Genomic DNA, 24,598 nt, shown 5'->3' on the forward strand with positions numbered 1-24,598 from the left:
TCGCAGCCCAGCGGGAGCAATCTCTAGCCACACGATCAGGCGGCGTTTTCGACCAAACGATGCCACAACGCGTAATACACCCGCCCGGACTTCTGCTCCCGGTGCAGGCGCCAACCACTTGGCAGGCCGAGCGTGGAGGGCGCGGTCTCGCTCTCAGTGTAGATCCAGGCATCCGGTGCCAGCCACTGGCGTTCTTCGAGCAAGGCGCACACGGTCGGCAGCAGGTTCTGGTTGAACGGTGGATCGAGGAACACTACGTCGTATTCAGTGGCCGCCTGGGTTTCCAGGTAGCGCAGCGCGTCGGCCGTCTGCACCTGGCCGGTGGTGCAACGCAGCGTGCCCAGGTGCTCCTTGAGGCTGGACACCGCCACATTGCTGGCGTCCAGCGCCTGGCCCTGGGCCGCGCCACGGGACAGCGCCTCCAGGAACAGCGCGCCGCTGCCGGCGAACGGGTCCAGCACTTTGGCCCCGCCTATGTACGGCGCGAGCCAGTTGAACAGGGTTTCACGCACGCGATCGGGCGTCGGGCGCAGGCCCACGACGTCGGGGAAGCTCAGCTTGCGGCTGCCCCATTCACCGCCAATGATGCGCAGTTGGCCCACACCGTTATGCACGTTGTGGACAGGTTTTTTCGGGCGAGATGAACTGGCCATTAATGCTCCGGAACCCCGAGCGGCTGCTCGGCAGGTTTATCAGTGGGGGGCGGTAGTGGCTTTTGCGCAATCGTCGGGCCGGCGGTCACGATGACCATCTTGTCGGCGCTCAAGTGTTTGTTCATTGCAGCCTTGACCTGATCGACGGTCAGGGCCTGGGATTGTTTCATGAAATCTTCCAGATAGCTCAGCGGCAGGTTGTAGAAACCCATGGCGCCCAACTGCCCGACGATATCGGCGTTGCTGGCGGTGGACAGCGGGAAGCTGCCGGCCAGTTCGCGCTTGGCGTCATCCAGTTCCTTTTGCGTCGGGCCGGTCTTGAGGTAGTCAGCCAGCACGTCCTCCACCAGGCGCAGGGTGCCGCCGCTCATTTCGGCGCGGGTCTGCAGGTTGATCATGAACGGGCCGCGCACCTGCATCGGTGAGAAACCGGAGTACACGCCGTAGGTCAGGCCGCGTTTTTCACGCACCTCGCTCATCAAACGGGTACCGAAGCCGCCGCCGCCAAGGATCTGGTTGCCCAGGGACAAGGCTGCGTAGTCCGGGTCGGCGCGGTCGATGCCCAATTGCGCAAACAGCAGGTGGGTTTGCTTGGACGGAAACTCGATGCGGCTCAGGCCGGCTTTTGGCTCGGTCGGTTGAGCGATCTTGGCCATGGCCGGGCCTTTGGGCAGCGATGCCGACACTTTGGCCGTCATGGCCTCGGCTTCTGCACGGGTCAGGTCGCCGACGACCGCAATCACGGCATTGCCCGCCGCATAGGCTTTGGCATGGAACGCCTGCAACTGTGCCAGGGTAATTTTCGGCACGCTTTCTGGGGTGCCTTCGCTCGGATGCGCGTAAGGATGGTCGCCGTACAGACGCTTGAACAGCTCGATGCTCGCCAGTTTGCCGGGGTTCTGTTTCTGGTACTCGAAACCGGCCAGGATCTGGTTCTTGATCCGCGCCAGGGAATCCGCCGGGAACGTCGGCTGGCCAATCACCTGGTCGAACAGGGCCAGGGCGGCGGTGCGCTTATCGTTGTCGCTCAGGCTGCGCAGGGTCACCAGCGCCATGTCGCGATAGGCGCCGTTGCCGAAATCGGCCCCCAGGCCTTCGAACCCACTGGCGATCTGGCTGACATCCTTACCCGGCACGCCTTCGTTGAGCATGGCGTTGGTCATCAGCGCCAGGCCTGGCACGTCGCCATCCTGGCTGCTGCCGGCGGCAAACAGCAGGCGCATGTCGAACATCGGCAATTCGTGGGCTTCGACGAACAGCACCTTGGCGCCTTCGGCGGTGGTCCAGGTTTGTACGTCGAGCTTGCGGTTGGTCGGTGCCTTGCCATCCAGTTCCGCCAGGGACTGCAGGGTGCTGGCCGTTTGAGCCTTGTCCAGGGCCTGGCTGGCGACCGACTCGCTCGGGCGCAAAAAGTAAACGGCGCTGGCCGCCATCAGGGTGACGGCGATCAGGCCGGGCAGGATCAGGCGGCTGTTTTTGCGATCACTCATGAGCGGTCTCCTCAGGCAAAACATGGGCGACGCTCAGACGTTCGCGGGTGAAATAAGTGCGTGCGGCCTTCTGGATGTCTTCCGGGGTCACGCTTTGCAGGTCGGCAAGCTCCGTGTCCATGAGCTTCCAGGACAGGCCGACCGTTTCCAGGGAGCCGATGGCCGTGGCCTGGCTGGTGATGGAATCACGCTGGTACACCAGGCCGGCAATGACCTGGGCACGGATGCGCTCCAGTTCTTCGGCGGTCGGCGGCTTGGCCTTCAACTCATCGAGCAGGCGCCACAGGCCGGCTTCGGCTTGGGCGACGGTTTTCTTCTTCTGCTGGTTCGGCGTGGCCGAGAGCGTAAACAGGCTGTCGCCGCGGGTGTAGGCGTCGTAGTTGGTGGAAGCCGCGGACACAAGTTCCTCACCGCGCTCCAGTTGCTCGGAGATCCGTGCACTGTAGCCGCCGTCCAGCAGCGCCGAGATCAGGCGCAGGGCCTGCACCGAGCGTTTGTCTTCGGCGGTGGCCAGGCCAGGCACGTTGAAGCCCAGGAACACGCTTGGCAATTGGGTCTGCACGTGCAGGGTCAGCAGGCGCTCGCCGGGCTCGGCCAGTTCCATCGGGATTTTTGCCGGCGGCACGTCACGCTTGGGGATCGGGCCGAAGTAACGTTGGGCGAGGTTTTTCACCTCGTCCGGGGTCACGTCGCCGACCACCACCAGGGTGGCGTTGTTCGGCACGTACCAGGATTGGTACCAGTGGCGCAGTTCCTCGACCTTCATGCGGTCCAGGTCGGCCATCCAGCCGATGGTCGGCGTGTGGTAGCCACTGGCGGGGAAGGCCATGGCCTTGAAGCGCTCGTAGGCCTTGGACATCGGGTTGTCGTCGGTGCGCAGGCGGCGCTCTTCCTTGATTACCTCGATTTCCCGGCTGAACTCGTCGGCCGGCAGGCGCAGGCTGGCCATGCGGTCGGCTTCCAGCTCAAAGGCCACACCCAGGCGATCACGGGCCAATACCTGGTAATACGCGGTGTAGTCGTCGCTGGTGAAGGCGTTTTCTTCGGCGCCCAGGTCGCGCAGGATCAGCGAGGCTTCGCCGGGGCCAACCTTGGCGCTGCCCTTGAACATCATGTGTTCCAGGGCGTGGGACAAACCGGTCTGGCCCGGGGTTTCGTAGCTTGAGCCAACCTTGTACCAGACCTGGGAAACCACCACCGGCGCGCGATGATCTTCGCGCACGACCACCTTGAGGCCGTTATCGAGGGTGAATTCATGGGTGGGTTGTGGATCGGCAGCCAAAGCTGAGAGAGGCAGACAAACTGTGCTGAACAGCAGGCCTGCGGCGCGGCGGGCTAGAGCATTCATTCGTTTTTAAACCTGTTGGGCTGCCCGCTTGGTCTTAGCGTCGGCGGGCGAGGAGGTGCTAGGATACTGATCCGACCTAGGGACGGCCACTGTGGCTGTCTTGTTGAGGCCCTATTTAGGCCTTACAAAATGTTGCGCATGAACGAGCTGGCTAAAAAACAGTCTGTTACGCATCGAATTTTATTTACCGAAGCGCCCCTTGGCGCGTCGCTACCTTGAGATAGCCGTCTCCATGTTTGGTTCCAACGACGACAAGAAGACCCCAGCTGCGGCTGGCGAGAAGAAAGGCCTGTTCGGATGGCTGCGCAAAAAGCCGCAGGAAACCGTCGTCGAACAGCCACAGGTTCACGCTGAACCCACCCCTGAACCCGTAATAGAAGCCGAACCGGTTGCCGAGACGCCAGTTCCGGTGGTGTTGCCGATGGCTGAGCCGGTGTTGCAGCCGGTCGTCGAGGCCGAGCCGGAACTTGAGCCTGCGCCTGAGCACAAGCCTTGGTTGGAACTGCCGGTGGCCGAAGAGCCTGTGGCGTTGGTGGAGGATGTTCAGGCCGAGCACGTCGTGCCGCCGATTCCTGCAGTGGTTGAGCCGGCGCCGGTAGAGGTTGTGGCTGAAGTTCCGCCCGTCGTTGAAGTGCCGGCACCGGTTGTTGCCGCACCTGCCGTCGTCGAGCCAGAGCCTGTCGTCGCCACCACCGAAACCAGCAAAACCGGGTTTTTTGCCCGTCTCAAGCAGGGCCTGAGCAAGACCAGCGCCAGTATTGGCGAAGGCATGGCCAGCCTGTTCCTGGGCAAGAAAGTCATTGATGACGAGCTGCTGGAAGACATCGAGACCCGCCTGCTCACCGCCGACGTGGGCGTCGAAGCCACCGCCGTGATCATCCAGAGCCTGACGCAGAAGGTCGCGCGCAAGCAGTTGACCGACGCCGACGCCCTGTACAAATCCCTGCAGGCTGAGCTGGCCGCCATGCTCAAGCCGGTTGAAGCGCCGCTGGTGATCACGCCGAAAAAGCCGTTCGTCATCCTCGTTGTAGGTGTAAACGGCGCTGGCAAGACCACCACCATCGGCAAACTGGCCAAGAAGCTGCAGGGGGAGGGCAAGAAAGTCATGCTCGCCGCCGGTGACACCTTCCGTGCCGCCGCCGTCGAGCAGTTGCAGGTGTGGGGCGAGCGCAACAAGATCCCGGTGATTGCCCAGCACACCGGTGCCGACTCTGCGTCGGTGATTTTCGATGCTGTGCAAGCCGCCAAGGCGCGCAACATCGATGTGCTGATCGCCGATACAGCCGGCCGCCTGCACACCAAAGACAATTTGATGGAAGAACTGAAGAAAGTGCGCCGCGTGATCGGCAAGCTTGACGCCGATGCACCCCACGAAGTCTTGCTGGTGCTCGACGCTGGTACCGGCCAGAACGCCATCAGCCAGGCCAAGCAATTCAACCAGACGGTGCAACTGACCGGCCTGGCATTGACTAAGCTCGACGGCACGGCCAAGGGCGGTGTGATTTTCGCCCTGGCCAAACAGTTCGGGTTACCGATTCGCTATATCGGCGTCGGTGAAGGCATCGACGACCTGCGCACCTTTGAAGCCGAACCCTTTGTACAGGCACTGTTTGCCGAGCGGGAGCGTTCATGATTCGATTCGAACAGGTCGGTAAACGCTATGCCAACGGGCATGTGGGCTTGCATGAGCTGAGCTTTCGAGTGCGTCGCGGCGAATTCTTGTTTGTCACCGGCCATTCGGGCGCGGGCAAAAGTACGCTGTTGCGCCTGTTGCTGGCCATGGAACGCCCGACCACCGGCAAGTTGCTGCTGGCGGGCCAGGACCTGGCTACCATCAGCAATGCGCAAATTCCATTCTTGCGCCGCCAGATCGGCGTAGTGTTCCAGAACCATCAGTTGCTGTTCGACCGTACGGTGTTCAACAACGTGGCCCTGCCGTTGCAGATACTGGGGCTGTCCAAGGCCGAGATCGTCAAGCGCGTGGACTCGGCCCTGGAGCGTGTAGCCTTGTCGGACAAGACCGACCTCTTCCCCGGCGACCTGTCCACCGGCCAGCAACAGCGTGTCGGTATCGCCCGCGCCATCGTCCATCGCCCGGCTTTGCTGCTGGCGGACGAACCCACCGGTAACCTCGACCCGCGCCTGGCGGCCGAGATCATGGGGGTGTTCGAAGATATCAACCGCCTGGGCACCAGCGTATTGATTGCCAGCCACGACCTGGCCCTGATTGCCCGTATGCGTCATCGCATGCTGACCCTGCAGCGCGGCCGCCTGATCGGCGATGGGGAGGCGGGCGTATGAGTGCTACACGCAGCCCTAAAGTATCCGAACGCGTGGCGCCGAAACCGGCCGACCCGCAACCGAAAAAGAAAAAACACGACGACGACGACGGCCCGGACTTCGGTACCCTGGTGCACGCCTGGATTGAAAGCCATCGCGCTAGCCTGCTGGACAGCCTGCGGCGCCTGGGCAAACAGCCGATCGGTAGTTTTTTCACTTGCCTGGTGATGGCGGTGGCCTTGAGCCTGCCGATGGGCTTGTCGCTGTTGCTTAATAATGTGGAGCGCCTGGGCGGTTCCTGGCAGCGGGCGGCGCAGATTTCGCTGTACCTGAACCTGGACACCAGCAGCAAGGAAGGCGAAGCGCTGCGTGACGACATCAAGAACATCCCGGGGGTAGCCGAGGCCGAGTACATCAGCCGCGACCAAGCCCTCGAAGAGTTCCAGCAGCAATCGGGCCTGGGCGAGGCGCTCAAGGAGCTGCCGCAGAACCCGCTGCCGGGCGTGGTGTTGGTAACGCCGAACGAGGTCGACAAGCCGGCGCTGGAAGCCCTGCGACAAAAACTCGCAGAGATGCCGAAGGTGCAACAGGCCCAACTTGATCTAGTCTGGGTAGAGCGCCTGGCCGCAATCCTCAAGCTGGGTGACCGCTTTGTGTTCGGCCTGACGGTGTTATTAGTGTCTGCATTACTTTTGGTGATAGGTAATACCATTCGTCTTCATATTGAAAACCGTCGCACCGAGATAGAAGTGATTAAACTGGTGGGCGGCACAGACAGCTATGTGCGTCGGCCTTTCCTGTACATGGGCGCGCTGTATGGCTTGGGTGCGGGGATCTTGTCCTGGGGCGTACTGGCGTTTGGCCTGGATTGGTTGAACGACGCGGTTGTTGGCCTGGCCGGGCTCTACGGCAGTGATTTCGCGCTGGCCGGTGTGCCGGTAGCCGATGGTCTGAGTCTCTTGCTTGGCGCGGTGTTGTTGGGGTATATCGGTGCGTGGATTGCGGTGGCACGGCATTTACGCGAGCTGGCACCGAAGTAGTTAATGCCAGATTAATGTGGTTTCGTTTGTATTGACCGTATCAGCGGTTTAGGGAACTTGTCCTACGGTTCCCAGGTCAATTTTCGCAGTGCTGAACTGCACGAGTTATGTGAGTCGGAGGTTTTTTCGTATGACCACTTCTTTGCAACCTGCTTATGCCTTGGTCCCGGGTGCGAACCTGGAGGCTTATGTGCACACGGTCAACAGCATTCCATTGCTGACGCCCGAGCAGGAGCGTGAACTGGCCGAGAGTCTCTACTATGAGCAGGATTTGGGGGCGGCTCGGCAGATGGTGCTCGCCCACCTGCGTTTTGTCGTACATATCGCCCGTAGCTATAGCGGCTACGGTCTGGCCCAGGCCGACCTGATTCAGGAAGGCAACGTTGGCCTGATGAAGGCAGTGAAGCGTTTCAACCCTGAAATGGGCGTGCGCCTGGTTTCGTTTGCCGTGCACTGGATCAAGGCGGAAATCCACGAGTTCATCCTGCGCAACTGGCGCATCGTGAAAGTGGCCACTACCAAGGCCCAGCGCAAGCTGTTCTTCAACCTGCGCAGCCAGAAAAAACGCCTGGCGTGGCTGAACAACGAAGAAGTCCACCGCGTGGCCGAAAGCCTCGGCGTGGAGCCGCGTGAAGTGCGCGAGATGGAAAGCCGCCTGACCGGCCATGACATGGCCTTCGACCCAGCCGCCGAAGCGGATGACGACAGCGCCTTCCAATCGCCGGCCAACTACCTGGAAGACCACCGGTACGACCCGGCGCGTCAACTGGAAGACGCCGACTGGAGCGACAACTCCAACCACAACCTGCACGAAGCGCTGGAAGTGCTGGACGACCGCAGCCGTGACATCCTCTACCAGCGTTGGCTGGCAGAAGAAAAAGCCACGCTGCACGACCTGGCGCAGAAGTACAACGTGTCGGCCGAGCGGATTCGTCAGCTTGAGAAAAGCGCGATGAACAAGCTGAAGTTGTCGATCGCCGCTTAAAATGCAGCGAACAAAAAATGCCCCGGTCGAAAGACCGGGGCATTTTTGTTTGTGTTCGAAAAGTCTCAAGCCCAACTCGGTTTAATGTGGGAGCTGGCTTGCCTGCGATGAGGCCGTGTCAGCTGAAGCATGGGTTACTGACCCACCGCTATCGCAGGCAAGCCAGCTCCCACAGGTCCCATATTGTGTCAGTCGGACCAGGGTGCCTTTCGAGAGTTGTTCAGCTCCATCAGGTAACCATCCCCGCCCAATTGGCTCATCTGCTGGCGAATCCATGCCGCCCTGCGTGCCACATAGGCGGTCGGATGGCTGGCACTCCACACCCGTGGATTAGGCAACACCGCCGCCAGGTAACTGGCCTGCTGCCGCGAAAGGCCCTTGGCGCTCACGCCAAAATGGTGTCGCGCCGCCGCCTCTGTGCCGAACACGCCCTCATCCCATTCCACGCTGTTGAGGTACACCTCAAGAATCCTTTGCTTGGGCCACAGCACCTCGATCAACCCGGTAAACCACGCTTCCAGGCCCTTGCGCAAATAGCTGCGGCCGGCCCACAGGAACAGGTTTTTCGACACCTGCTGGCTCAGGGTGCTGGCACCGCGAATCGAGCCGCCGCGTTCGTTGTGCAGAATCGCCGCCTGGATCGCGCCGAAATCAAAACCCCAATGTTGTGGGAAGCGCTGGTCTTCACCGGCCATCACCGCCACTTTCAGGTCATCGGATATTTCATCCCATGGCACCCAGCTGCGTTGCAGGTCGATAGGCTCACCGTCGACCCAGGACTCGACCTTGCGCTCCACCATCAGCGCAGTGAACGGTGGCGGCACCACACGAAACAGCAGCACCAGCAACACACTGCCGATGGCAAACCATTTCACGACGTTGAGAAAGCGTTTGAAGAGGACACGCAGCATAGAGATGGCTTGGCCGAACCCGTTGAGCGGGCCATTATACAGACCCTGCCCGATGAGTCTGACTGGAGTTCCCCATGCTGCGTAGCTTTCTGATGCTGGCTGCCTTTTTCGGCTTTACCGGTGTCGCCCTGGGCGCGTTCGCCGCTCACGGCCTGAAAAACCGCCTGAGCACCGACTACCTGGCGATCTTTCATACTGGTGTGACCTACCAGTTGGTGCATGCCCTGGCACTGTTCGGCGTGGCCTTGCTGGCGGCGCATATTCCGGGTCGGCTGGTCACTTGGGCGGGTATTTCGTTTACCGTCGGTATCCTGCTGTTCTCGGGCAGCCTGTATGTGCTGACGATGACCGGCATCAGTAAACTGGGGATCATCACGCCGTTTGGCGGGCTGGCGTTCCTGCTCGGCTGGTTCTTCCTGGGCCTGGCGGCGTGGCGTTTGCAGCTTTGACCGCTTGACGCTTGGAGCTGACCTTCAGGTTCCAATCGCGCTAGAATGCGGGCCCCTAAAAACGATGGCGGCCCGTGGCATGCGCATTCAGTTGAACGGCGAACCCTTTGAACTGCCCGACGGCGAAACCGTTGCGGCCCTGCTGACCCGTCTGGACCTGACCGGGCGTCGCGTCGCAGTGGAGCTCAACCTGGATATCGTCCCGCGTAGCCAGCACGCCGAGACTGCGCTCACCGAAGGTGACCAGATCGAAGTGGTCCACGCCATCGGCGGCGGCTAGCCCGCCACGGCCGCAACGCATTCTGCAGAACCTCATCCAACCAGAGGATTTCCCATGAGCATCGTTCGTAGCGACAAGCCTTTCGTCCTGGCCGGTCGTACCTACCAGTCCCGTCTGCTGGTCGGCACCGGCAAGTACCGCGACATGGAAGAGACCCGCCTGGCCATCGAAGCCTCGGGTGCCGAGATCGTCACCTTCGCCGTACGCCGCACCAACCTCGGCCAGATCGAGGGCGAGCCGAACCTGCTCGAAGTGCTGTCGCCGGAGCGCTACACCTTTCTGCCGAACACCGCCGGTTGCTACGACGCCATCGAAGCCGTGCGCACCTGCCGCCTGGCCCGTGAGCTGCTCGACGGCCACAACCTGGTGAAGCTGGAAGTGCTGGCCGACCAGAAAACCCTGTTCCCCAATGTGATCGAAACCCTCAAGGCCGCCGAAACCCTGGTCAAGGAAGGTTTCGACGTTATGGTCTACACCAGCGATGACCCGATCATCGCGCGCCAACTGGCAGAAATCGGCTGCATCGCGGTGATGCCGCTGGCCGGTCTGATCGGTTCCGGCCTGGGGATCTGCAATCCGTATAACCTGCAGATCATCCTCGAAGAAGCCAGGATTCCAGTACTGGTGGATGCGGGCGTGGGCACAGCCTCCGACGCGACCATCGCCATGGAGCTGGGCTGCGACGCCGTACTGATGAACTCGGCCATTGCCCATGCCCAGCAACCAATCATGATGGCCCAAGCCATGAACCACGCCATCGTCGCGGGCCGCCTGGCCTACCTCGCCGGGCGCATGCCGAAAAAACTCTATGCCAGCGCCTCTTCGCCGCTGGATGGTCTGATCAAGTAAGAGCTATTGATGACTGAATCAAACGAAACGCCGAACACCGTGGAAGAGGGCGACGAGTCCAAGCACCGCCGCATCAAGAGTTTTGTGATGCGCGCTGGCCGCATGACCGAAGGCCAACAAAAGGGCCTGGAACAGGGCACGCCGCTGTTCGTGTTGCCCCTGGCCGACGCGCCGGTGGACTATGACCAAGTGTTCGGCCGTTCGGCCCCGCGCTCCCTGGAAATCGGTTTCGGTATGGGCCATTCCCTGCTGGAAATGGCCGCAGCCGCGCCGGAGCAGGATTTCATCGGTGTGGAAGTGCACCGCCCAGGCGTCGGCGCACTGCTCAACGGTGTGCTGACCCAAGGCCTGAAAAACCTGCGGGTCTACGACTGCGATGCGATTGAAGTGCTCAACCGCTGCATCGCCGACAACAGCCTCGACCGCCTGATGCTGTTCTTCCCCGACCCATGGCACAAGGCCCGTCACCACAAGCGCCGCATCGTCCAGGCGTCCTTCGCGGAACTGGTGCGCAGCAAGCTGAAAGTGGGCGGCATCCTGCACATGGCGACCGACTGGGAACCGTACGCGGAATACATGCTGGAAGTGATGAACGTCGCCCCCGGCTACCGCAACCTGGCCGAAGACGGCAAATGCGTGCCACGCCCGGCCGAGCGGCCGATCACCAAGTTCGAACGCCGTGGCGAGCGATTGGGGCATGGGGTGTGGGATTTGAAATTCGAGAAGCTGGCTTAAACAGTCATCAGCTTGAAACGCAATCAAATGTGGGAGCTGGCTTGCCTGCGATAACATCACCTCGGTATCACTGATACACCGAGGTGTCTGTATCGCAGGCAAGCCAGCTCCCACATGTGTTTTGTAGTGCCTGCTGGGTCAGCGGCGGTCTGCTACCACGCCAATCAACACCAGCACCACGATCAACACCGGCGCTAGGCTGTAGTTATTGAACTGGCTCAACCCCCGCACAATCCACGGCGTGGCATAGATCAACGCCGCACCGCTGCCGATCAGGCACAGCAGGGCCATCAAGGGTACGCGCAAGGCGCCGGCGATGCTGCCCAGGCGCGCTTCGACCCAGCCCTTGATGTCGGCGCCGAACAGCACCAGCAAACAGCCCACAAGGGCCAACGATATTTCCGACAGGTTGCTACGGCTCCAGCGGGATACGGTGGCGAGCAGGTCGAGTACCAGATCCATTCGATTTCCTTAAGAGCTATCAGCTCAAAAACTTCTGCAACAGGTCATTGAGAAAGAGTTGCCCGCGGTCGGTGGCCGCCAGGCGTGACGGTTCGACCTGCATTAATCCACTTTGTTCTGCGTCGCGGCGGCCTTCATCGAGGCTCGCCAGATCGAGGCCGGTGCGCTCGGCGTAAAGCTTGGCATCAACCCCTTCGGTGAGGCGCAGCGCGTTCATCAGAAACTCGAACGGCAGTTCATCGTTGGTCAGTTCTTTCGCGCCGGCCTGGAAGCTTTTGGCCGGGTTGAGGTAGTCCTTTGGTGCACGGGTTTTCCAGGTGCGGATAATGCGCCCGTCCGGGTGGCTGAGCTTGCCGTGGGCCCCGGCGCCGATGCCGATAAAGTCGCCAAAGCTCCAGTAATTGAGGTTATGCCGCGCCGGCCGCCCCGGTTGGGCGTAGGCCGAGACTTCATATTGTGCGTAACCGTGTTCGGCGAGCAGTGCCTGGCCGGCTTCCTGGATATCCCACAGCGTGTCGTCTTCCGGCAGCGCGGGCGGCTGGTTCCAGAACACGGTGTTGGGTTCCAGGGTCAGTTGGTACCAGGACAGGTGCGTCGGTTTGAGTGCAATGGCCTGGCGCAGGTCGCCCAAGGCGTCCTCCAGGGACTGGTTGGGCAGGCCGTGCATCAAGTCCAGGTTGAAGTTGTCGAACCCGGCCTGGCGCGCCATGCCGGCTGCGCGCACGGCTTCATCGCCATTGTGGATGCGGCCCAGGGCTTCAAGCTTCTCTTGCTGGAAACTCTGGATGCCGATGGACAGGCGATTGATCCCCAGTTTGCGGTACGCCACGAACTTCTCTTGTTCGAACGTCCCGGGGTTGGCTTCCAGGGTGATCTCGATATCGTCAGCAAACGGGATACGCGCTTGAACGCCCTTGAGCAGGCGGCCCAGTGCAGCCGCACTGAACAGGCTGGGCGTGCCGCCGCCAAAGAAGATCGAACTCAGCTTACGGCCATATACGGCGTGCAGGTCTTGGTCCAGGTCGGCCAGCAGGGCGTCCACATACTCTTCTTCCGGCAGCACTTTGCTGGCAGTGTGGGAGTTGAAGTCGCAATACGGGCATTTACGCACGCACCACGGGATGTGGATGTACAGCGCCAGAGGCGGCAGCACAGGCAAGGCCGCCCGAGGTGTTTGCGCGCCGCCGTGAATCAGCGGCTGCGCAGAGGTGTTCTGGGTCATTTCAAACCCAGGCGCTGGCGCAGCAACGCCATGGCGCGGGCGCGGTGGCTGATCTGATTCTTGTCGGCCGGGCTCAGTTCAGCGCTGGAGACATTGCGCTCCGGCACCCAGAACAGCGGGTCATAGCCAAAGCCATGTTCACCGCTGGCCGCGTGCAGGATGCGCCCGTGCCACAAGCCTTCGCACAGAATCGGCAGCGGGTCGTCGGCATGCCGCACCAGGGCCAACACGCAGACGAACTGCGCACCACGCTCGGCCTCCGGCACGTCTTTGAGGGCGTCGAGCAGCTTGACGTTGTTGGCTGCATCGCCCTGGCCGTCGGCGTAACGGGCCGAGTAGATACCAGGGGCGCCGCCGAGGAAATCCACGGCCAGGCCCGAATCATCCGCCAGGGCCGGCAGGCCAGAGATACGCGCAGCATTGCGGGCCTTGAGGATGGCATTCTCGACGAACGACAGGCCGGTCTCTTCCGGTTCGACCTGGCTGAACTCGCCGATCGAACGCAGTTGCACAGACTCACCGAGCATGGCCTGCAGTTCTTTGAGTTTGCCGGCGTTATGGCTGGCGAGTACGAGTTGGGTAAGGTTCATCATTGGGCGGGGAACAGTTCTTGGTTGAATTGGAAGCCGTGGGCCTTGCCGCCGGTTTCAACGTTGATGGTGAAGGTCTTGTATTCCCGTTGCGTCACGGTGTAGGGCGCGAGGTAGCTGATGCCGCCTTTTTCTTCGATCTGCTTGAACGTCAGGATCTCGCTTTTGCCGCCCAGGTCCTTGATAGTGCCGGTGACTTGCGCGGCCACTGGGCTTACGCCCTTGATCACGGTGACGTTGATCAACCCCTTCTCCTTGCTGCGCACCACGCCGACTTTCTGGGCGGTCTCGGGTGGCAGGAAGCTTGAAGTGAAGGTGTTGTAATGAACGGTGATATCGCCAAAGTCTTTTTTGCGATTAGCGTCGATAGTGTCGGCGGCCATGGCGCTGGCGCCCAGGCATGCGGTCAATAGAAAAATAGCCAAACGACTCATGAACGTCCCTCTTGAAGATGATTAGACGGCAACTTTGTGGTCGGTCAGGCCAGGACTGCTGACCCGGTAGATACCAATTTCGCCCAACAGGTTGGGCCATAGCTTACTCGCCCAGCCGTGGCGGTGCTGTTGATCGACGGCAAGGCGGTTGATCACCTTGGCTTCACGTTCGCCACACAGGGCTTCAAAGTCTTCGAAGGTGCAAAAGTGGATGTTCGGCGTGTTGTACCAGGTGTACGGCAGGAAGTCGGAGACCGGCATGCGCCCCTTGGTGGCCAGGTACCAGCGGCAGCGCCAGTGGCCAAAGTTGGGGAAGGTGATGATGCATTGGCGGCCCACGCGCAGCATTTCGTCAAGGATGCGGTCCGGGTAGTGCACCGCTTGCAGGGCCTGGGTCATCACCACGATATCGAAGCTGTTGCTGGCAAAGTTGCCCAGGCCCTTGTCCAGGTCCTGCTCGATCACGTTGATGCCCTTGGCCACGCATTGGGCGATGTTGTCCGGGTCGTTTTCCAGGCCGTAGCCGGTGACTTGCTTGTGGTCGCGCAGCCAGCTCAGCAGTTCGCCGTCGCCGCAGCCCAGGTCGAGCACGCGGCTGCCGGCGGGGATCCAGTCTTGGATGATTTCCAGGTCGGCTCTCATGGCGTTCTCACAAGCGAAATACGGTTCATGTAGTTACTGAACGCCTGCAGGTAGCGTGGGATCGGAATCAGGAAGGCGTCGTGGCCTTGCGGTGCATCGATCTCCAGGTAGCAGACGTCTTTCTTGGCGGCCATCAGGGCATCCACCAGCTCACGGGAGCGCGCTGGCGAAAAGCGCCAGTCGGTGGTGAACGACATCACGCAGAACTTGGCCGTGGCGTGCTCGAAGGTTTTCGCCAGGTCGTCATCGTGATTGGCGGCCGGGTCGAAGTAGTCCAGGGCTTTGGTCATCAGCAGGTAGGTATTGGCGTCGAAACGCCCCGAGAACTCCTCGCCCTGGTAACGCAGGTAGCTTTCCACCTGGAATTCGACGCTGTGGAAGTCGTAGTTTAGCTTCTCGCTCTTGAGGCCACGGCCGAATTTCTCGCCCATGGAGTCGTCGGACAGGTAGGTAATGTGGCCGACCATCCGCGCCAGCATCAAGCCGCGCTTGGGGATCACGCCTGCTTCCTGGAACGAACCGCCGTGGAACTCGGGATCGGTGAGGATGGCCTGGCGCGCCACTTCGTTGAAGGCGATGTTCTGCGCTGACAACTTGGGCGCCGAGGCGATAGCCAGGCAATGGCGCACACGGTCCGGGTAAGTGATGGTCCATTGCAGCGCCTGCATACCGCCCAGGCTGCCGCCAATCACGGCGGCCCACTGGCTGATGCCCAACAGGTCGGCGAGGCGTGCCTGGCTGTGCACCCAGTCCTCTACCGTCAGCACCGGGAAGTCGGCGCCGAACGGCTTGCCGGTTTCCGGGTTGAGGCTGCTGGGGCCGGTGGAACCGTTGCAGCCGCCAAGGTTGTTCAGGCTGACCACAAAGAACTTGTTGGTGTCGATGGGCTTGCCGGGGCCGATGCAGCTGTCCCACCAGCCGGGCTTGCGGTCGTCAACGCTATGGAAGCCGGCGGCGTGATGATGGCCGGATAAGGCATGGCAGATCAGCACGGCGTTGCTCGCCGTGGCGTTCAACTGGCCATAGGTTTCGTAGATCAGGTCGTAGGCTGGCAACGAACGGCCGCAGGCCAGGGCCAGCGGTTCGCTGAAGTGCGCCACTTGTGGCACGACCAGTCCAACAGAATCGGGGGGGAAGGCAGCTGGCATCGACCCTGCTCTCGTTTAAATGAGGCGTAAGTCTAAAGAGCGGGGACCCTAGCGGCAAGCAAAGGTCGGGGTTAGCGTGATCGTTCCCACGCTCCGCGTTTGATCGTTCCCATGCTCCGCGTGGGAATGCCTCTTGGGACGCTCTGCGTCCCGTCCTTGTGACGCGGAGCATCACGGGCTGCATTCCCACGCAGAGCGTGGGAACGATCTATTGGTCAGATCAGGCCAAACAACTCTTTTGGCATGTAGGCAAAGTACGCCAGGCGTGGAATCACCCAGCTCTGCAGCAGCTGAATCACGATAAACGCAAAGATCGGCGAGATATCCAGGCCACCCAGGTTCGGGATCAGGCGACGGAAGGGTGCCAGCACCGGTTCGGTGATCTGAGCCACCAATTCGGCGCCCGGGCTACGGCTGCCTGGCGCGACCCACGAAAGAATCACGCTGATGATCATCGACCAGAAAATGATCTTCAGGAACAGCGAGAAAATACCGATCAGGCCCCATGGCAACAGCAGCACGGTGAAGGCCTGGTAGCCGTTGAGCATCAGGATCACCACGAACAGCAGGATTTGCAGCAGTAACGCCAGCACCAGCGACGACATGTCCAGGCCGAACAGGCTCGGGATCACTCGGCGCAGCGGCTTGAGCAGTGGTTGGGTGGCCTTCACCACGAACTGGCACAGCGGGTTGTAGAAGTTTGCACGCACCAGTTGCAGGATAAAGCGCATCAGCACGATCAGCAGGTACAAGCTGCCCAGGGTCTGGATGATGAAAATGGCAGCGTCATTGATTCCGAGCATGTTTGATTACCTTGGTAAGGGACGACTATTTGCCCAGTTGCTCAGCCATCTCGGCTGAACGATGTGCGGCGGCACCCAGTGCTGTTTCCACCAGGGCTTCAAAGCCCCCGGCCTGGAACGACTCGATAGCCGCTTGTGTGGTGCCACCTGGCGAGGTGACGCGACGGCGCAGTTCGGCGGCATCGACATCGCTGCCCACAGCCATTTTCGCGGCGCCCAGGGCCGTTTGTTCAGCCAGTTGTTCGGCAACGTCGTGGGGCAGGCCCAGCTTGACGCCGGCGGCGGTCATGGCCTCGATCAACAGGAAGAAGTAGGCCGGGCCGCTGCCGGAAACGGCGGTGACCGCATCCAGTTGCTGTTCCTGCTCCAGCCATACGGCGAGGCCCACCGCAGACAGCAGCTCCTGAGCCTGGTCACGCTGTTGCGCGCTGACTTCGGCGGTGGCGTACAAACCGCTGACGCCCTGGCGCAGCAACGCTGGGGTATTGGGCATGCAACGTACGATCGGCTGGTCGCCGAGCCAGGTTTTCATGCTGGCACAGGTGATGCCGGCGGCAATCGACACCACCAACTGATGCGGCTGCAGGCTCGGGCGCAGGCTCTCGCACACGGCCTTCATGGCCTGGGGCTTGACCGCCAGCACGATCACATCGACGCCGTGGATGGCCTCGGCGTTATCGGCGAAGGTCTGGATACCGTGTTCGGCGCCGACGCGCTCGCGGGTCTCGGCGCCCGGGTCGCTGGCGCGGATCTGCTCGGCGTCCAGGCCCTTGGCCCGCAGGCCACCGATCAGGCTGGCCGCCATGTTACCGGCGCCGATAAAGGCAATACGCGTGTTGCTCATGACAGGTCCTTATTTTCGAGGGATGTCAGCCATTTCACGGCTGGCCGTAGTCGCGGGCGCCAAACAGGGCGGTACCGATCCGCACCCAGGTGGCGCCTTGGGCAATGGCCGACTCAAGGTCATGGCTCATGCCCATGGAAAGTGTGTCCAGCGGCAGGTTCAAGCTGGCTTGCAGGTCGCGCACTGTGGCAAACGCCGCATCCTGCTCCGCCCGGTCTTCAGTCGGCTCGGGAATTGCCATCAAACCCCGCAGCTTCAAGCGCGGCAGGGCGCTGATCGCCGTGGCCAGGGCCGGCAGGTCGGCGGGTGTGCAGCCGGACTTGCTGGCTTCGCCACTGACATTGACCTGAATGCAGATATTGAGCGGCGGCAGGTCGGTCGGGCGTTGTTCGGACAGGCGTTGTGCGATTTTCAGGCGGTCCACGGAATGCACCCAAGCGAAGTTCTCGGCGATGGCGCGAGTCTTGTTCGATTGAATGGGGCCGATGAAGTGCCAACTCAAGGGCAGGTCGGTCAAATCCGCCTGTTTGCCCAAGGCTTCCTGCAGGTAGTTTTCCCCAAAGTCGTGCAGCCCGGCGGCATAGGCGTCGCGTACCGCCTGCGCGGGTTTGGTCTTGCTCACGGCCAGCAGGTGGATGCTGCTTGCGTCACGTTGCACGGCGGCGGCTGCGGCGCGGATGCGCTGGATAACCAGGCCGATGTTGTCTGCTATCGTCGACATTCAAGATGCGCCCGTGGATATGGAGTCCGCGGCATTCTACTGGAAATGGAAAGCCCTATGGATATCACGCAATTGCTGACGGCCAGCGTAAGCCGAGGCGCCTCAGACCTGCATCTGTCAGCCGGCCTGGCACCGATGCTGCGCATTGATGGCGAGGTTTGGCCGCTGGATGGGCCAGCGCTGAACGCTACCCAAGTGGTCGACTTATTGAGCCCTTTGCTGAATAAACATCAACAAAAGGATTTCGAAACATCTCTTGAAACGGATTTTGCCTTCGAATTGCCAGGCGTCGCCCGGTTCCGGGCGAACGTGTTCCGCCAGGATCGCGGCGTGGGTGCGGTGTTCCGGGCTATTGCGACTGAGGTCCAAAGCCTGGAGGACCTGGGACTGGGCGAGGTGTTCCAGCGTATCGCCCGCCTTCCTCGTGGCCTGGTGCTGGTGACCGGGCCCACCGGCTCGGGCAAGTCTACGACCCTGGCGGCGATGATCGACGACCTCAACCGGCATCGACGCCAGCATATCCTCACGCTGGAAGACCCCATCGAGTTTATCCACAGGCCGAAACTGGCGCTGGTCAACCAGCGCCAGGTGCATCGCGACACTCACAGTTTCTCGGTGGCCCTGCGTTCAGCCCTGCGGGAAGACCCGGATGTGATCCTGGTGGGTGAATTGCGCGATCTGGAAACCATCCGCCTTGCGCTGACGGCGGCAGAGACCGGGCACCTGGTGTTCGGCACCCTGCACACCTCGTCGGCGGCAAAGACAGTGGACCGGCTGGTAGACGTCTTCCCGGCCGGGGAGAAGGCCATGGTCCGCTCGATGCTGTCGGAGTCGTTGCAGGCGGTGGTGTCTCAGGTGCTGGTGAAGAAGGTGGGCGGTGGGCGCGTGGCCGCTCATGAAATCATGCTGGGCACCCCGGCAATTCGTAACTTGATTCGCGAAGACAAGGTGGCGCAGATGGTTTCGGCTATCCAGACGGGAGGGGCGTTGGGGATGAAGACCCTGGATATGAGTTTGAAGGCGTTGGTCGGCGCGGGGCTGGTCAGTCGGGAAGAGGCCCGGGAGAAGGCGAGGGTACCGGCAGATATCTAGAACACACAGATGCACAATGTGGGAGCTGGCTTGCCTGCGATAGCGGACTGTCAGGCACTCTCTCGGCCAACTGACACTCCGTCATCGCAGGCAAGCCAGCTCCCACATTTGATTGCATTTCAAATGGGGAGCTTCAGTAGCGCCTTGCTTAGCGCTGCACGATCCGCAGGTTGTTGTTCTGCTCTTTAGGCAGTACCCGCTTGGCAATCACGTAGTTCTTGTCCCAGAACGGCTTTTTCAGTGTGTCGATGCTCACCGACTTGCCACGGCGCGGTGCGTGGATAAAGCGGTCGTTGCCCAGGTAGATGGCGACGTGATTGACCTGGCGGCTCTTGAGTTTGAAAAACAACAGGTCGCCCGGTTTCAGGTCTTTGCGGTCAACCTTCAACCCATGGCCGGCCGCCATGGCGTTGGAAGTGCGTGGCAGGTCCACCGCTTTTACATCGTTAAATGCATATTTCACCAGGCCGCTGCAGTCGAACCCTTTACTTGGGCTGCTGCCGCCCCAACGATAAGGTGTACCGAGCACGTTGACGGCACGGCTCAAGACGTTGCTGCTTTGCTTGGTGTTCACGGCCAGTTGGGTGGAAAGCGCTTTGCCGTGGGCCTTGCTCAGTTGAGTCGGGCGGCTGACGGTCGGCTTTGCCGATTTGGCAGTGCTGGGCGTGCTATGGACTTTAGGGGTGAAACCGTTAACGTTCGGAAGTCGTTGCTCACGATTGGTGGCGTGGGCGGCCAGTGGCATTAATAGGCAAATGGTTAGCCATGTCTTGAAAAATGGTCGCATTAGGCGTGGCTCTTATGGGTTTGCGCGCAACTTTATAACAGCTTTTTGTGCTGTTCTCAGCCCGTTTGTCGACTGAACCTTGGGGTCAAATTCAGGAAAAACGCGACGATTCGCCGCAATTGTCCTACACAAGTCAGGCGCTACAAGGCTTTGAGGGCAGGACGATACCATTTGCCGTACGTCGGGCGCCCGTAAAAAAGTCACAAAGAAAATGAAAAAATTTATCTATCGAAGCAAAAGAGGTCCTTCATGAACACCTATCAACAGGTTGCTCAGCAGCAAGACACCCACAGCAAGGCGATTGGTTACCTGCTGTGGATTTTCGGTTTTACCGGGGCTCATCGCTTTTATTACGGCAAGCCTGTGACGGGCACGATCTGGTTTTTCACCTTCGGCTTGTTCGGCATTGGCTGGTTGATCGACTTGTTCCTGATCCCGGCCATGGACCGTGAAGCCGACCTGCGGTTTACCGCAGGGCCGATTGAATACAGCGTGGCGTGGATTCTGTTGGCGTTCCTGGGGGTGTTTGGTGTGCACCGTATGTACCAGGGCAAATGGATCACCGGCCTGATCTACCTGCTGACCGGCGGTTTGTTCCTGATCGGGGTGCTGTATGACTTCTGGACGCTGAACACGCAGATCTCGATCCGCAATGCCGAGCGCAACAGCGGGCGCTGAGCACTGATCGTTCCCACGCTCCGCGTGGAAATGCAGCCCAGGACGCTTCGCGTCCACCTTTGGAGTGCTGACGCAGAGCGTCACAGGATGCGTTCCCACGCAGAGCGTGGGAACGAGCTTGCGCGTCAAGCCTGGTAGCTGATCCGCCCATCCATCAAGGTATACCGCACCGTCGCCGGCAGGCTGTGGCCGATGAACGGGCAGTTTTCGCCCTTGGACAACCAACGCTCACCAGCCACCGTCGAGCTTGCCAGGTCGAACAGCACCAGGTCCGCCGGTGAACCCACCGCCAACTGGCCTGCCGGCAAGCGCAGGGCCTCGGCCGGGCCGGCGCTCAGGCGTGCCAGCAGTGTCGGAAGGTCCAGCAAGCCGTCTTCCACCAGCGTCATCGCCAGTGGCAACAACAACTCCACGCTGCTGATGCCTGGCTCGGTCGCGCCAAACGGTGCCAGCTTGGCGTCTCGCTCGTGAGGTTGGTGATGGCTGGAAATCGCCGACACCACGCCCGACTTCACCGCCGCACGCAAACCGTCACGGTCAGCCTTGGTGCGCAGCGGGGGCTGTACGTGGTACAGGCTGGAGAAGTCGATCAGCGCCTCATCCGTCAGGATCAGTTGGTACAGGGCGACATCCGCGGTGACCCGCAAGCCACGGGCCTGGGCCTGGGCGATCAGAGCCACGCCCCGGGCGCTGGTCAACTGGCTGAAATGCGCACGCACGCCGCTTTGCTCCACCAGCAACAGGTCACGAGCGAGAGCCACGGTTTCTGCTGTTTCCGGAATGCCCGGCAGGCCGAGGAAGCTGGCCACTGCGCCTTCGTGGGCCAGGCCGCCTTCGGCCAGGTCGCGGTCCTGGGAATGGAAGATCACCGTCAAGTCGAAGGTGGCCGCGTATTCCAGGGCGCGGCACAAGGTGCGCGTGCTGCGAAAGCTTTCCAGGCCATTGCCGAAGGCCACGCAACCGGCGTCACGCAGGGCGATCAATTCGGCGAGTTGTTCGCCATCCAGGCCCTTGCTCAAGGCACCAATGGGAAACACTTTGCAGTTGCCGGCTTCGCGGGCGCGGTCGAGGATCAGCTCGGTCACGGCCGACGTGTCCAGCACCGGCTTGGTGTTGGGCGGGCAACACAGGCTGGTCACGCCACCGGCTGCCGCGGCCTGGGTTTCGCTGGCGATATTGCCTTTGCGGCTGTAGCCCGGCTCGCGCAGTGCGACATTCAGGTCCACCAGCCCAGGCGCGGCCACCAGGCCCTTGGCATCGATGCTCTGGCCGGCGTTGAAGCCTGCGGGGGCGGCGCCAATGGCGACGATCTTGCCGGCGTCCAGGTGTAGATCGGTAACTTGGTCCAGGCCACTGGCCGGGTCGATGACTCGGGCGCCGAGAATGCTGAGCTTCACTGGGCCTGCTCCTGCTCGAATTGACGTTGCGCGGTTTGCCCGCTCATGGCCATGGACAGCACGGCCATGCGCACGGCGATGCCGTAGGTCACTTGGTTGAGAATCACCGACTGCGGGCCATCGGCCACCGCCGACTCAATTTCCACACCGCGGTTGATCGGCCCCGGGTGCATCACGATTGCATCCGGCTTGGCCATGGCCAGGCGTGCGGTGGTCAGGCCGAACAGGCGGTAGAACTCACCTTCGCTGGGCAACAAGCCCCCGGCCATACGCTCGCGTTGCAGGCGCAGCATGATCACTACGTCCACATCCTTGAGGCCCTCGGCCATGTCGGTGTAGATCTTCACGCCATACTGTTCGATGCCGATTGGCAACAGGGTCTTGGGCGCGATCACGCGGATATCCGGGCAACCCAGGGCCTTGAGAGCCAGCATGTTCGAACGCGCCACCCGCGAATGCAGGATGTCGCCGACGATGGCTACCGAGAGGTTTTCAAAGCTGCCCTTGTGCCGACGAATGGTGAGCATGTCGAGCATGCCCTGGGTCGGGTGCGCGTGACGGCCGTCGCCGCCATTGATGATCGCCACGTTCGGGCACACATGCTCGGCGATGAAATGCGCAGCGCCGGAGTCGCCGTGGCGTACCACGAACATGTCGGCTGCCATGGCTTCCAGGTTGCGCAGGGTATCGAGCAGGGTTTCGCCCTTGCTCGCCGACGAGGTGGACACGTTCAACGTGATCACATCGGCCGACAGCCGCTGGGCCGCCAGTTCAAAGGTGGTGCGGGTGCGGGTGGAGTTCTCGAAGAACACGTTGCAGATGGTTTTACCGCGCAACAGCGGGACTTTCTTCACTGCCCGGCCACCGACTTCCAGGAACGAATCGGCGGTGTCGAGGATTTCGGTGAGCAGTTCGCGGGGCAAACCGTCGAGGGACAAGAAGTGTTGCAACTGGCCCTGAGCATTGAGCTGCAGCGGGCGCTTGGCATCTAGAGGCGTCATCGCGGGGACTCTTTACAAGGCGGTTTAAAGGGCAAGGTCTTGCAGTTCGAGTTCGAGCGGCGTAGGACCGGACAATTTTACCCGCTGCTGGGGGGCAAGCGACAGGGTCGCGCCTACGACGTCCGGGCTGATCGGCAGTTCGCCGGCATCCAGGTCCAGCAGGCACACCAGGGTCACGCTGGCCGGGCGGCCATAGTCGAACAGTTCGTTCATGGCGGCGCGGATGGTGCGGCCGCTCATCAGCACGTCGTCGATCAGTACCAGGTGCCGGCCTTCGATCTCGAAGGGCAGGGCCGAAGGGCGTACTTGTGGATGCAGGCCGTTCTGGCTGAAATCGTCGCGGTAGAAGGACACGTCCAGGGTGCCCAGGGGCGAATCGCTGCCCAGTGCTTCCAGCAATGCCTGGGCTACCCACACGCCACCGGTGCGTATGCCGATAAAACGCGGTTCGCTGATGGCACGGTGTTCCAGGTGCGCCTTGAGGCGTATCGCCATCTGGCTGATCAGTTCGGCAGGGTTCGGCAAGCTCATGGTGGCTCCTTATCAAGTGTGTAGGAGCGAGCTTGCTCGCGAAAAACTCATGGGCACCGCGTTCATCCAGTCTTCTCGCGGTATCGTTAACGTTCTTCGCGGGCAAGCCCGCTCCCACAGGATCGCGGCGGGTCAGGATTCAAATAAAGCGGTGTTTTCATCCAGCCAGCCCTGCAACAGCAAGGCCGCGGCGATGGCGTCTACCGGGTTGTCGCGGTAACTGCCCTTTTGCCCGCCACGGTCGCGGCGCTCCCCCTTGGCTTCGAAGGTGGTGAGGCGTTCGTCGTGGGTATAGAAGGGCAGGTTGTAGCGGCCAGTGAGGCGGCGCGCGAACTTCTCGGCGCGCAGGCACATGTCACTGGGGGTGCCATCCATGTTCAGGGGCAGGCCGACCACCACCGCGTCAGGCTTCCACTCTTTAATCAGGGCTTCGACCTGGTTCCAGTCCGGCACGCCGTTCTGGGCCTTGAGGGTGCACAGCTCGCGGGCCTGGCCGGTGATGACCTGGCCAACCGCTACGCCGATCTGTTTGGTGCCGTAGTCAAAACCGAGGATCAGACGCAAGGCCATCAGGCGTGCCCCGCCTGGCTGGTCAGCAGGCTGAGGTTGACCCGCAGCTTGGCTGCTGCCGCTTCCAGGCGCAGTTCGCTGGCGGTGTTGAACAGGATGTCAGCGTCGAACGGGCAGGTCAGCCAGGCATTGCTGGCCAGTTCGGCCTCCAGTTGCCCGGCTTCCCAACCGGCGTAGCCCAGGGTGATCACACTTTGCTCAGGGCCGACGCCGTCGGCGATGGCGAACAGCACGTCCTGGGATGTGGACAATGACACACCCTCAAGGTCTACCGTGGCCTGGAACTTGGGCCCGGTGGGGTGCAGCACAAAACCGCGATCGGTCTGCACCGGCCCGCCGATGTAGATCGGTACGTCCTGGCAGCGCGCCGGCGGGTCGATTTCCGGGCGCAGTTGCTCAAGGATATCGGCCAGGTTCAGCTCCTGCGGGCGGTTGACCACCAACCCCATGGCACCATTGGCCGTGTGCTCGACGATGTAGGTCAAGGTCTGCGCAAAGTTCGGGTCGGCCATATGGGGCATGGCGATCAGGAATTGGTGCTTGAGGTAGGTCGGGCTGACGTTTTTCATGTCCGCTAGTGTGGCGTTGGAGGGGCGAACTGACAAGTGCGGGCGCGAGCCTGATCGCTGATCGTTCCCACGCTCCGCGTGGGAACG

The 24,598-nt window shown here is 61.5% G+C and carries 29 protein-coding genes; 10 read left to right on the plus strand and 19 right to left on the minus strand.

Annotated elements, in window-relative coordinates; genetic code table 11:
• Nucleotides 1-35: 35 nt before the first annotated feature.
• From rsmD to OC445_RS06360, 3 genes are read right to left on the minus strand one after another with little or no spacing between them, the layout of a single operon-like run.
• Nucleotides 36-653, minus strand: a complete 618-nt coding sequence (rsmD, locus tag OC445_RS06350; protein WP_105228864.1) for a 16S rRNA (guanine(966)-N(2))-methyltransferase RsmD — start codon at nucleotides 651-653, stop codon at nucleotides 36-38.
• Nucleotides 653-2,143 carry a M16 family metallopeptidase gene (locus OC445_RS06355; protein ID WP_198790977.1) on the minus strand — a complete coding sequence of 497 codons (1,491 nt, stop codon included), beginning with the start codon at nucleotides 2,141-2,143 and terminating at the stop codon, nucleotides 653-655. Before OC445_RS06355 ends, rsmD begins: the two co-directional genes overlap by 1 nt.
• Nucleotides 2,136-3,491, minus strand: coding sequence for a M16 family metallopeptidase (locus tag OC445_RS06360; protein ID WP_054897586.1), 1,356 nt, complete (start codon nucleotides 3,489-3,491; stop codon nucleotides 2,136-2,138). Before OC445_RS06360 ends, OC445_RS06355 begins: the two co-directional genes overlap by 8 nt.
• 232 nt (nucleotides 3,492-3,723) lie before the next feature.
• Between OC445_RS06360 and ftsY the strand changes: the two genes are divergently transcribed.
• The 4 genes from ftsY (at nucleotide 3,724) to rpoH (ending at nucleotide 7,796) form a co-directional block, all read left to right on the plus strand.
• Nucleotides 3,724-5,124: a signal recognition particle-docking protein FtsY gene (gene ftsY, locus OC445_RS06365; RefSeq protein WP_054897585.1), complete on the plus strand. Its 1,401-nt coding sequence runs from the start codon at nucleotides 3,724-3,726 to the stop codon at nucleotides 5,122-5,124.
• Complete coding sequence (ftsE, locus tag OC445_RS06370; RefSeq protein ID WP_003195112.1) at nucleotides 5,121-5,792, plus strand: cell division ATP-binding protein FtsE; 672 nt, start codon at nucleotides 5,121-5,123, stop codon at nucleotides 5,790-5,792. Before ftsY ends, ftsE begins: the two co-directional genes overlap by 4 nt.
• A complete protein-coding gene (gene ftsX / locus OC445_RS06375; RefSeq protein ID WP_054897584.1) occupies nucleotides 5,789-6,811 on the plus strand; it encodes a permease-like cell division protein FtsX in 1,023 nt (340 codons plus the stop codon). The genes ftsE and ftsX overlap by 4 nt, the downstream gene beginning before the upstream one ends.
• A 130-nt stretch (nucleotides 6,812-6,941) precedes the next feature.
• Nucleotides 6,942-7,796: an RNA polymerase sigma factor RpoH gene (gene rpoH, locus OC445_RS06380; protein ID WP_003176698.1), complete on the plus strand. Its 855-nt coding sequence runs from the start codon at nucleotides 6,942-6,944 to the stop codon at nucleotides 7,794-7,796.
• 188 nt (nucleotides 7,797-7,984) lie between these two features.
• Here the strand turns inward: rpoH and mtgA are convergent, their stop codons facing one another.
• Entirely contained in the window at nucleotides 7,985-8,707 is a 723-nt protein-coding gene (gene mtgA, locus OC445_RS06385) for a monofunctional biosynthetic peptidoglycan transglycosylase (protein ID WP_198790979.1), read from the minus strand.
• Between the two features lie 74 nt (nucleotides 8,708-8,781).
• Between mtgA and OC445_RS06390 the strand changes: the two genes are divergently transcribed.
• The 4 genes from OC445_RS06390 to trmB all read left to right on the plus strand — a co-directional run bounded on the left by OC445_RS06390 (nucleotide 8,782) and on the right by trmB (nucleotide 11,020).
• A complete protein-coding gene (locus OC445_RS06390; RefSeq protein WP_054897582.1) occupies nucleotides 8,782-9,156 on the plus strand; it encodes a DUF423 domain-containing protein in 375 nt (124 codons plus the stop codon).
• A 79-nt stretch (nucleotides 9,157-9,235) separates the two neighbouring features.
• Nucleotides 9,236-9,436 carry a sulfur carrier protein ThiS gene (thiS, locus tag OC445_RS06395; RefSeq protein ID WP_020301926.1) on the plus strand — a complete coding sequence of 67 codons (201 nt, stop codon included), beginning with the start codon at nucleotides 9,236-9,238 and terminating at the stop codon, nucleotides 9,434-9,436.
• A gap of 54 nt (nucleotides 9,437-9,490) precedes the next feature.
• Entirely contained in the window at nucleotides 9,491-10,285 is a 795-nt protein-coding gene (locus tag OC445_RS06400) for a thiazole synthase (RefSeq protein WP_054897581.1), read from the plus strand.
• A gap of 9 nt (nucleotides 10,286-10,294) precedes the next feature.
• A complete protein-coding gene (gene trmB, locus OC445_RS06405; RefSeq protein WP_003195101.1) occupies nucleotides 10,295-11,020 on the plus strand; it encodes a tRNA (guanosine(46)-N7)-methyltransferase TrmB in 726 nt (241 codons plus the stop codon).
• Between the two features lie 138 nt (nucleotides 11,021-11,158).
• Here the strand turns inward: trmB and OC445_RS06410 are convergent, their stop codons facing one another.
• The 9 genes from OC445_RS06410 to OC445_RS06450 all read right to left on the minus strand — a co-directional run bounded on the left by OC445_RS06410 (nucleotide 11,159) and on the right by OC445_RS06450 (nucleotide 17,886).
• Nucleotides 11,159-11,482, minus strand: coding sequence for a DUF3392 domain-containing protein (locus OC445_RS06410; protein ID WP_003195099.1), 324 nt, complete (start codon nucleotides 11,480-11,482; stop codon nucleotides 11,159-11,161).
• Nucleotides 11,483-11,501: 19 nt separating this feature from the next.
• Nucleotides 11,502-12,704, minus strand: a complete 1,203-nt coding sequence (gene hemW, locus OC445_RS06415; RefSeq protein ID WP_089041476.1) for a radical SAM family heme chaperone HemW — start codon at nucleotides 12,702-12,704, stop codon at nucleotides 11,502-11,504.
• Nucleotides 12,701-13,297: an RdgB/HAM1 family non-canonical purine NTP pyrophosphatase gene (gene rdgB, locus OC445_RS06420; protein WP_070415484.1), complete on the minus strand. Its 597-nt coding sequence runs from the start codon at nucleotides 13,295-13,297 to the stop codon at nucleotides 12,701-12,703. Before rdgB ends, hemW begins: the two co-directional genes overlap by 4 nt.
• Nucleotides 13,294-13,728, minus strand: a complete 435-nt coding sequence (locus OC445_RS06425) for a DUF4426 domain-containing protein (RefSeq protein WP_032894709.1) — start codon at nucleotides 13,726-13,728, stop codon at nucleotides 13,294-13,296. The genes rdgB and OC445_RS06425 overlap by 4 nt, the downstream gene beginning before the upstream one ends.
• Nucleotides 13,729-13,749: 21 nt before the next feature.
• Nucleotides 13,750-14,370, minus strand: coding sequence for a methionine biosynthesis protein MetW (gene metW / locus OC445_RS06430; RefSeq protein WP_003195091.1), 621 nt, complete (start codon nucleotides 14,368-14,370; stop codon nucleotides 13,750-13,752).
• Nucleotides 14,367-15,518 (minus strand): homoserine O-acetyltransferase, encoded by a 1,152-nt coding sequence (locus OC445_RS06435; protein ID WP_034128945.1) that lies wholly within the window; start codon nucleotides 15,516-15,518, stop codon nucleotides 14,367-14,369. Before OC445_RS06435 ends, metW begins: the two co-directional genes overlap by 4 nt.
• 215 nt (nucleotides 15,519-15,733) lie before the next feature.
• Nucleotides 15,734-16,321 (minus strand): YggT family protein, encoded by a 588-nt coding sequence (locus OC445_RS06440; RefSeq protein ID WP_003195087.1) that lies wholly within the window; start codon nucleotides 16,319-16,321, stop codon nucleotides 15,734-15,736.
• 25 nt (nucleotides 16,322-16,346) lie between these two features.
• On the minus strand, nucleotides 16,347-17,165 hold the full coding sequence (gene proC / locus OC445_RS06445; RefSeq protein WP_054897578.1) for a pyrroline-5-carboxylate reductase: 819 nt from the start codon (nucleotides 17,163-17,165) through the stop codon (nucleotides 16,347-16,349).
• A gap of 34 nt (nucleotides 17,166-17,199) precedes the next feature.
• Nucleotides 17,200-17,886, minus strand: a complete 687-nt coding sequence (locus tag OC445_RS06450) for a YggS family pyridoxal phosphate-dependent enzyme (protein ID WP_054916915.1) — start codon at nucleotides 17,884-17,886, stop codon at nucleotides 17,200-17,202.
• A gap of 57 nt (nucleotides 17,887-17,943) precedes the next feature.
• On the opposite strand from OC445_RS06450, the gene OC445_RS06455 reads away from it, so the two are divergent.
• Nucleotides 17,944-18,978, plus strand: a complete 1,035-nt coding sequence (locus tag OC445_RS06455) for a type IV pilus twitching motility protein PilT (RefSeq protein WP_054897576.1) — start codon at nucleotides 17,944-17,946, stop codon at nucleotides 18,976-18,978.
• A 148-nt stretch (nucleotides 18,979-19,126) separates the two neighbouring features.
• Here OC445_RS06455 and OC445_RS06460 read toward each other — a convergent pair whose 3' ends face one another.
• Nucleotides 19,127-19,765 (minus strand): C40 family peptidase, encoded by a 639-nt coding sequence (locus OC445_RS06460; protein ID WP_034128941.1) that lies wholly within the window; start codon nucleotides 19,763-19,765, stop codon nucleotides 19,127-19,129.
• A gap of 249 nt (nucleotides 19,766-20,014) precedes the next feature.
• On the opposite strand from OC445_RS06460, the gene OC445_RS06465 reads away from it, so the two are divergent.
• Nucleotides 20,015-20,443 carry an NINE protein gene (locus tag OC445_RS06465; RefSeq protein ID WP_054897575.1) on the plus strand — a complete coding sequence of 143 codons (429 nt, stop codon included), beginning with the start codon at nucleotides 20,015-20,017 and terminating at the stop codon, nucleotides 20,441-20,443.
• Nucleotides 20,444-20,568: 125 nt separating this feature from the next.
• Here the strand turns inward: OC445_RS06465 and OC445_RS06470 are convergent, their stop codons facing one another.
• From OC445_RS06470 to OC445_RS06490, 5 genes are all read right to left on the minus strand, one after another.
• Entirely contained in the window at nucleotides 20,569-21,840 is a 1,272-nt protein-coding gene (locus OC445_RS06470; RefSeq protein WP_034128939.1) for a dihydroorotase, read from the minus strand.
• On the minus strand, nucleotides 21,837-22,841 hold the full coding sequence (locus tag OC445_RS06475) for an aspartate carbamoyltransferase catalytic subunit (protein ID WP_198790980.1): 1,005 nt from the start codon (nucleotides 22,839-22,841) through the stop codon (nucleotides 21,837-21,839). Before OC445_RS06475 ends, OC445_RS06470 begins: the two co-directional genes overlap by 4 nt.
• Before the next feature lie 24 nt (nucleotides 22,842-22,865).
• Nucleotides 22,866-23,372 (minus strand): bifunctional pyr operon transcriptional regulator/uracil phosphoribosyltransferase PyrR, encoded by a 507-nt coding sequence (gene pyrR / locus OC445_RS06480; protein WP_198790981.1) that lies wholly within the window; start codon nucleotides 23,370-23,372, stop codon nucleotides 22,866-22,868.
• 132 nt (nucleotides 23,373-23,504) lie between these two features.
• Complete coding sequence (gene ruvX / locus OC445_RS06485; protein ID WP_198790982.1) at nucleotides 23,505-23,942, minus strand: Holliday junction resolvase RuvX; 438 nt, start codon at nucleotides 23,940-23,942, stop codon at nucleotides 23,505-23,507.
• On the minus strand, nucleotides 23,942-24,511 hold the full coding sequence (locus OC445_RS06490) for a YqgE/AlgH family protein (protein WP_198790983.1): 570 nt from the start codon (nucleotides 24,509-24,511) through the stop codon (nucleotides 23,942-23,944). Before OC445_RS06490 ends, ruvX begins: the two co-directional genes overlap by 1 nt.
• Nucleotides 24,512-24,598 lie beyond the last annotated feature (87 nt).

The organism is Pseudomonas sp. Pse35 (assembly GCF_024519715.1).
Taxonomy (GTDB): Bacteria; Pseudomonadota; Gammaproteobacteria; order Pseudomonadales; family Pseudomonadaceae; genus Aquipseudomonas; species Aquipseudomonas paracarnis.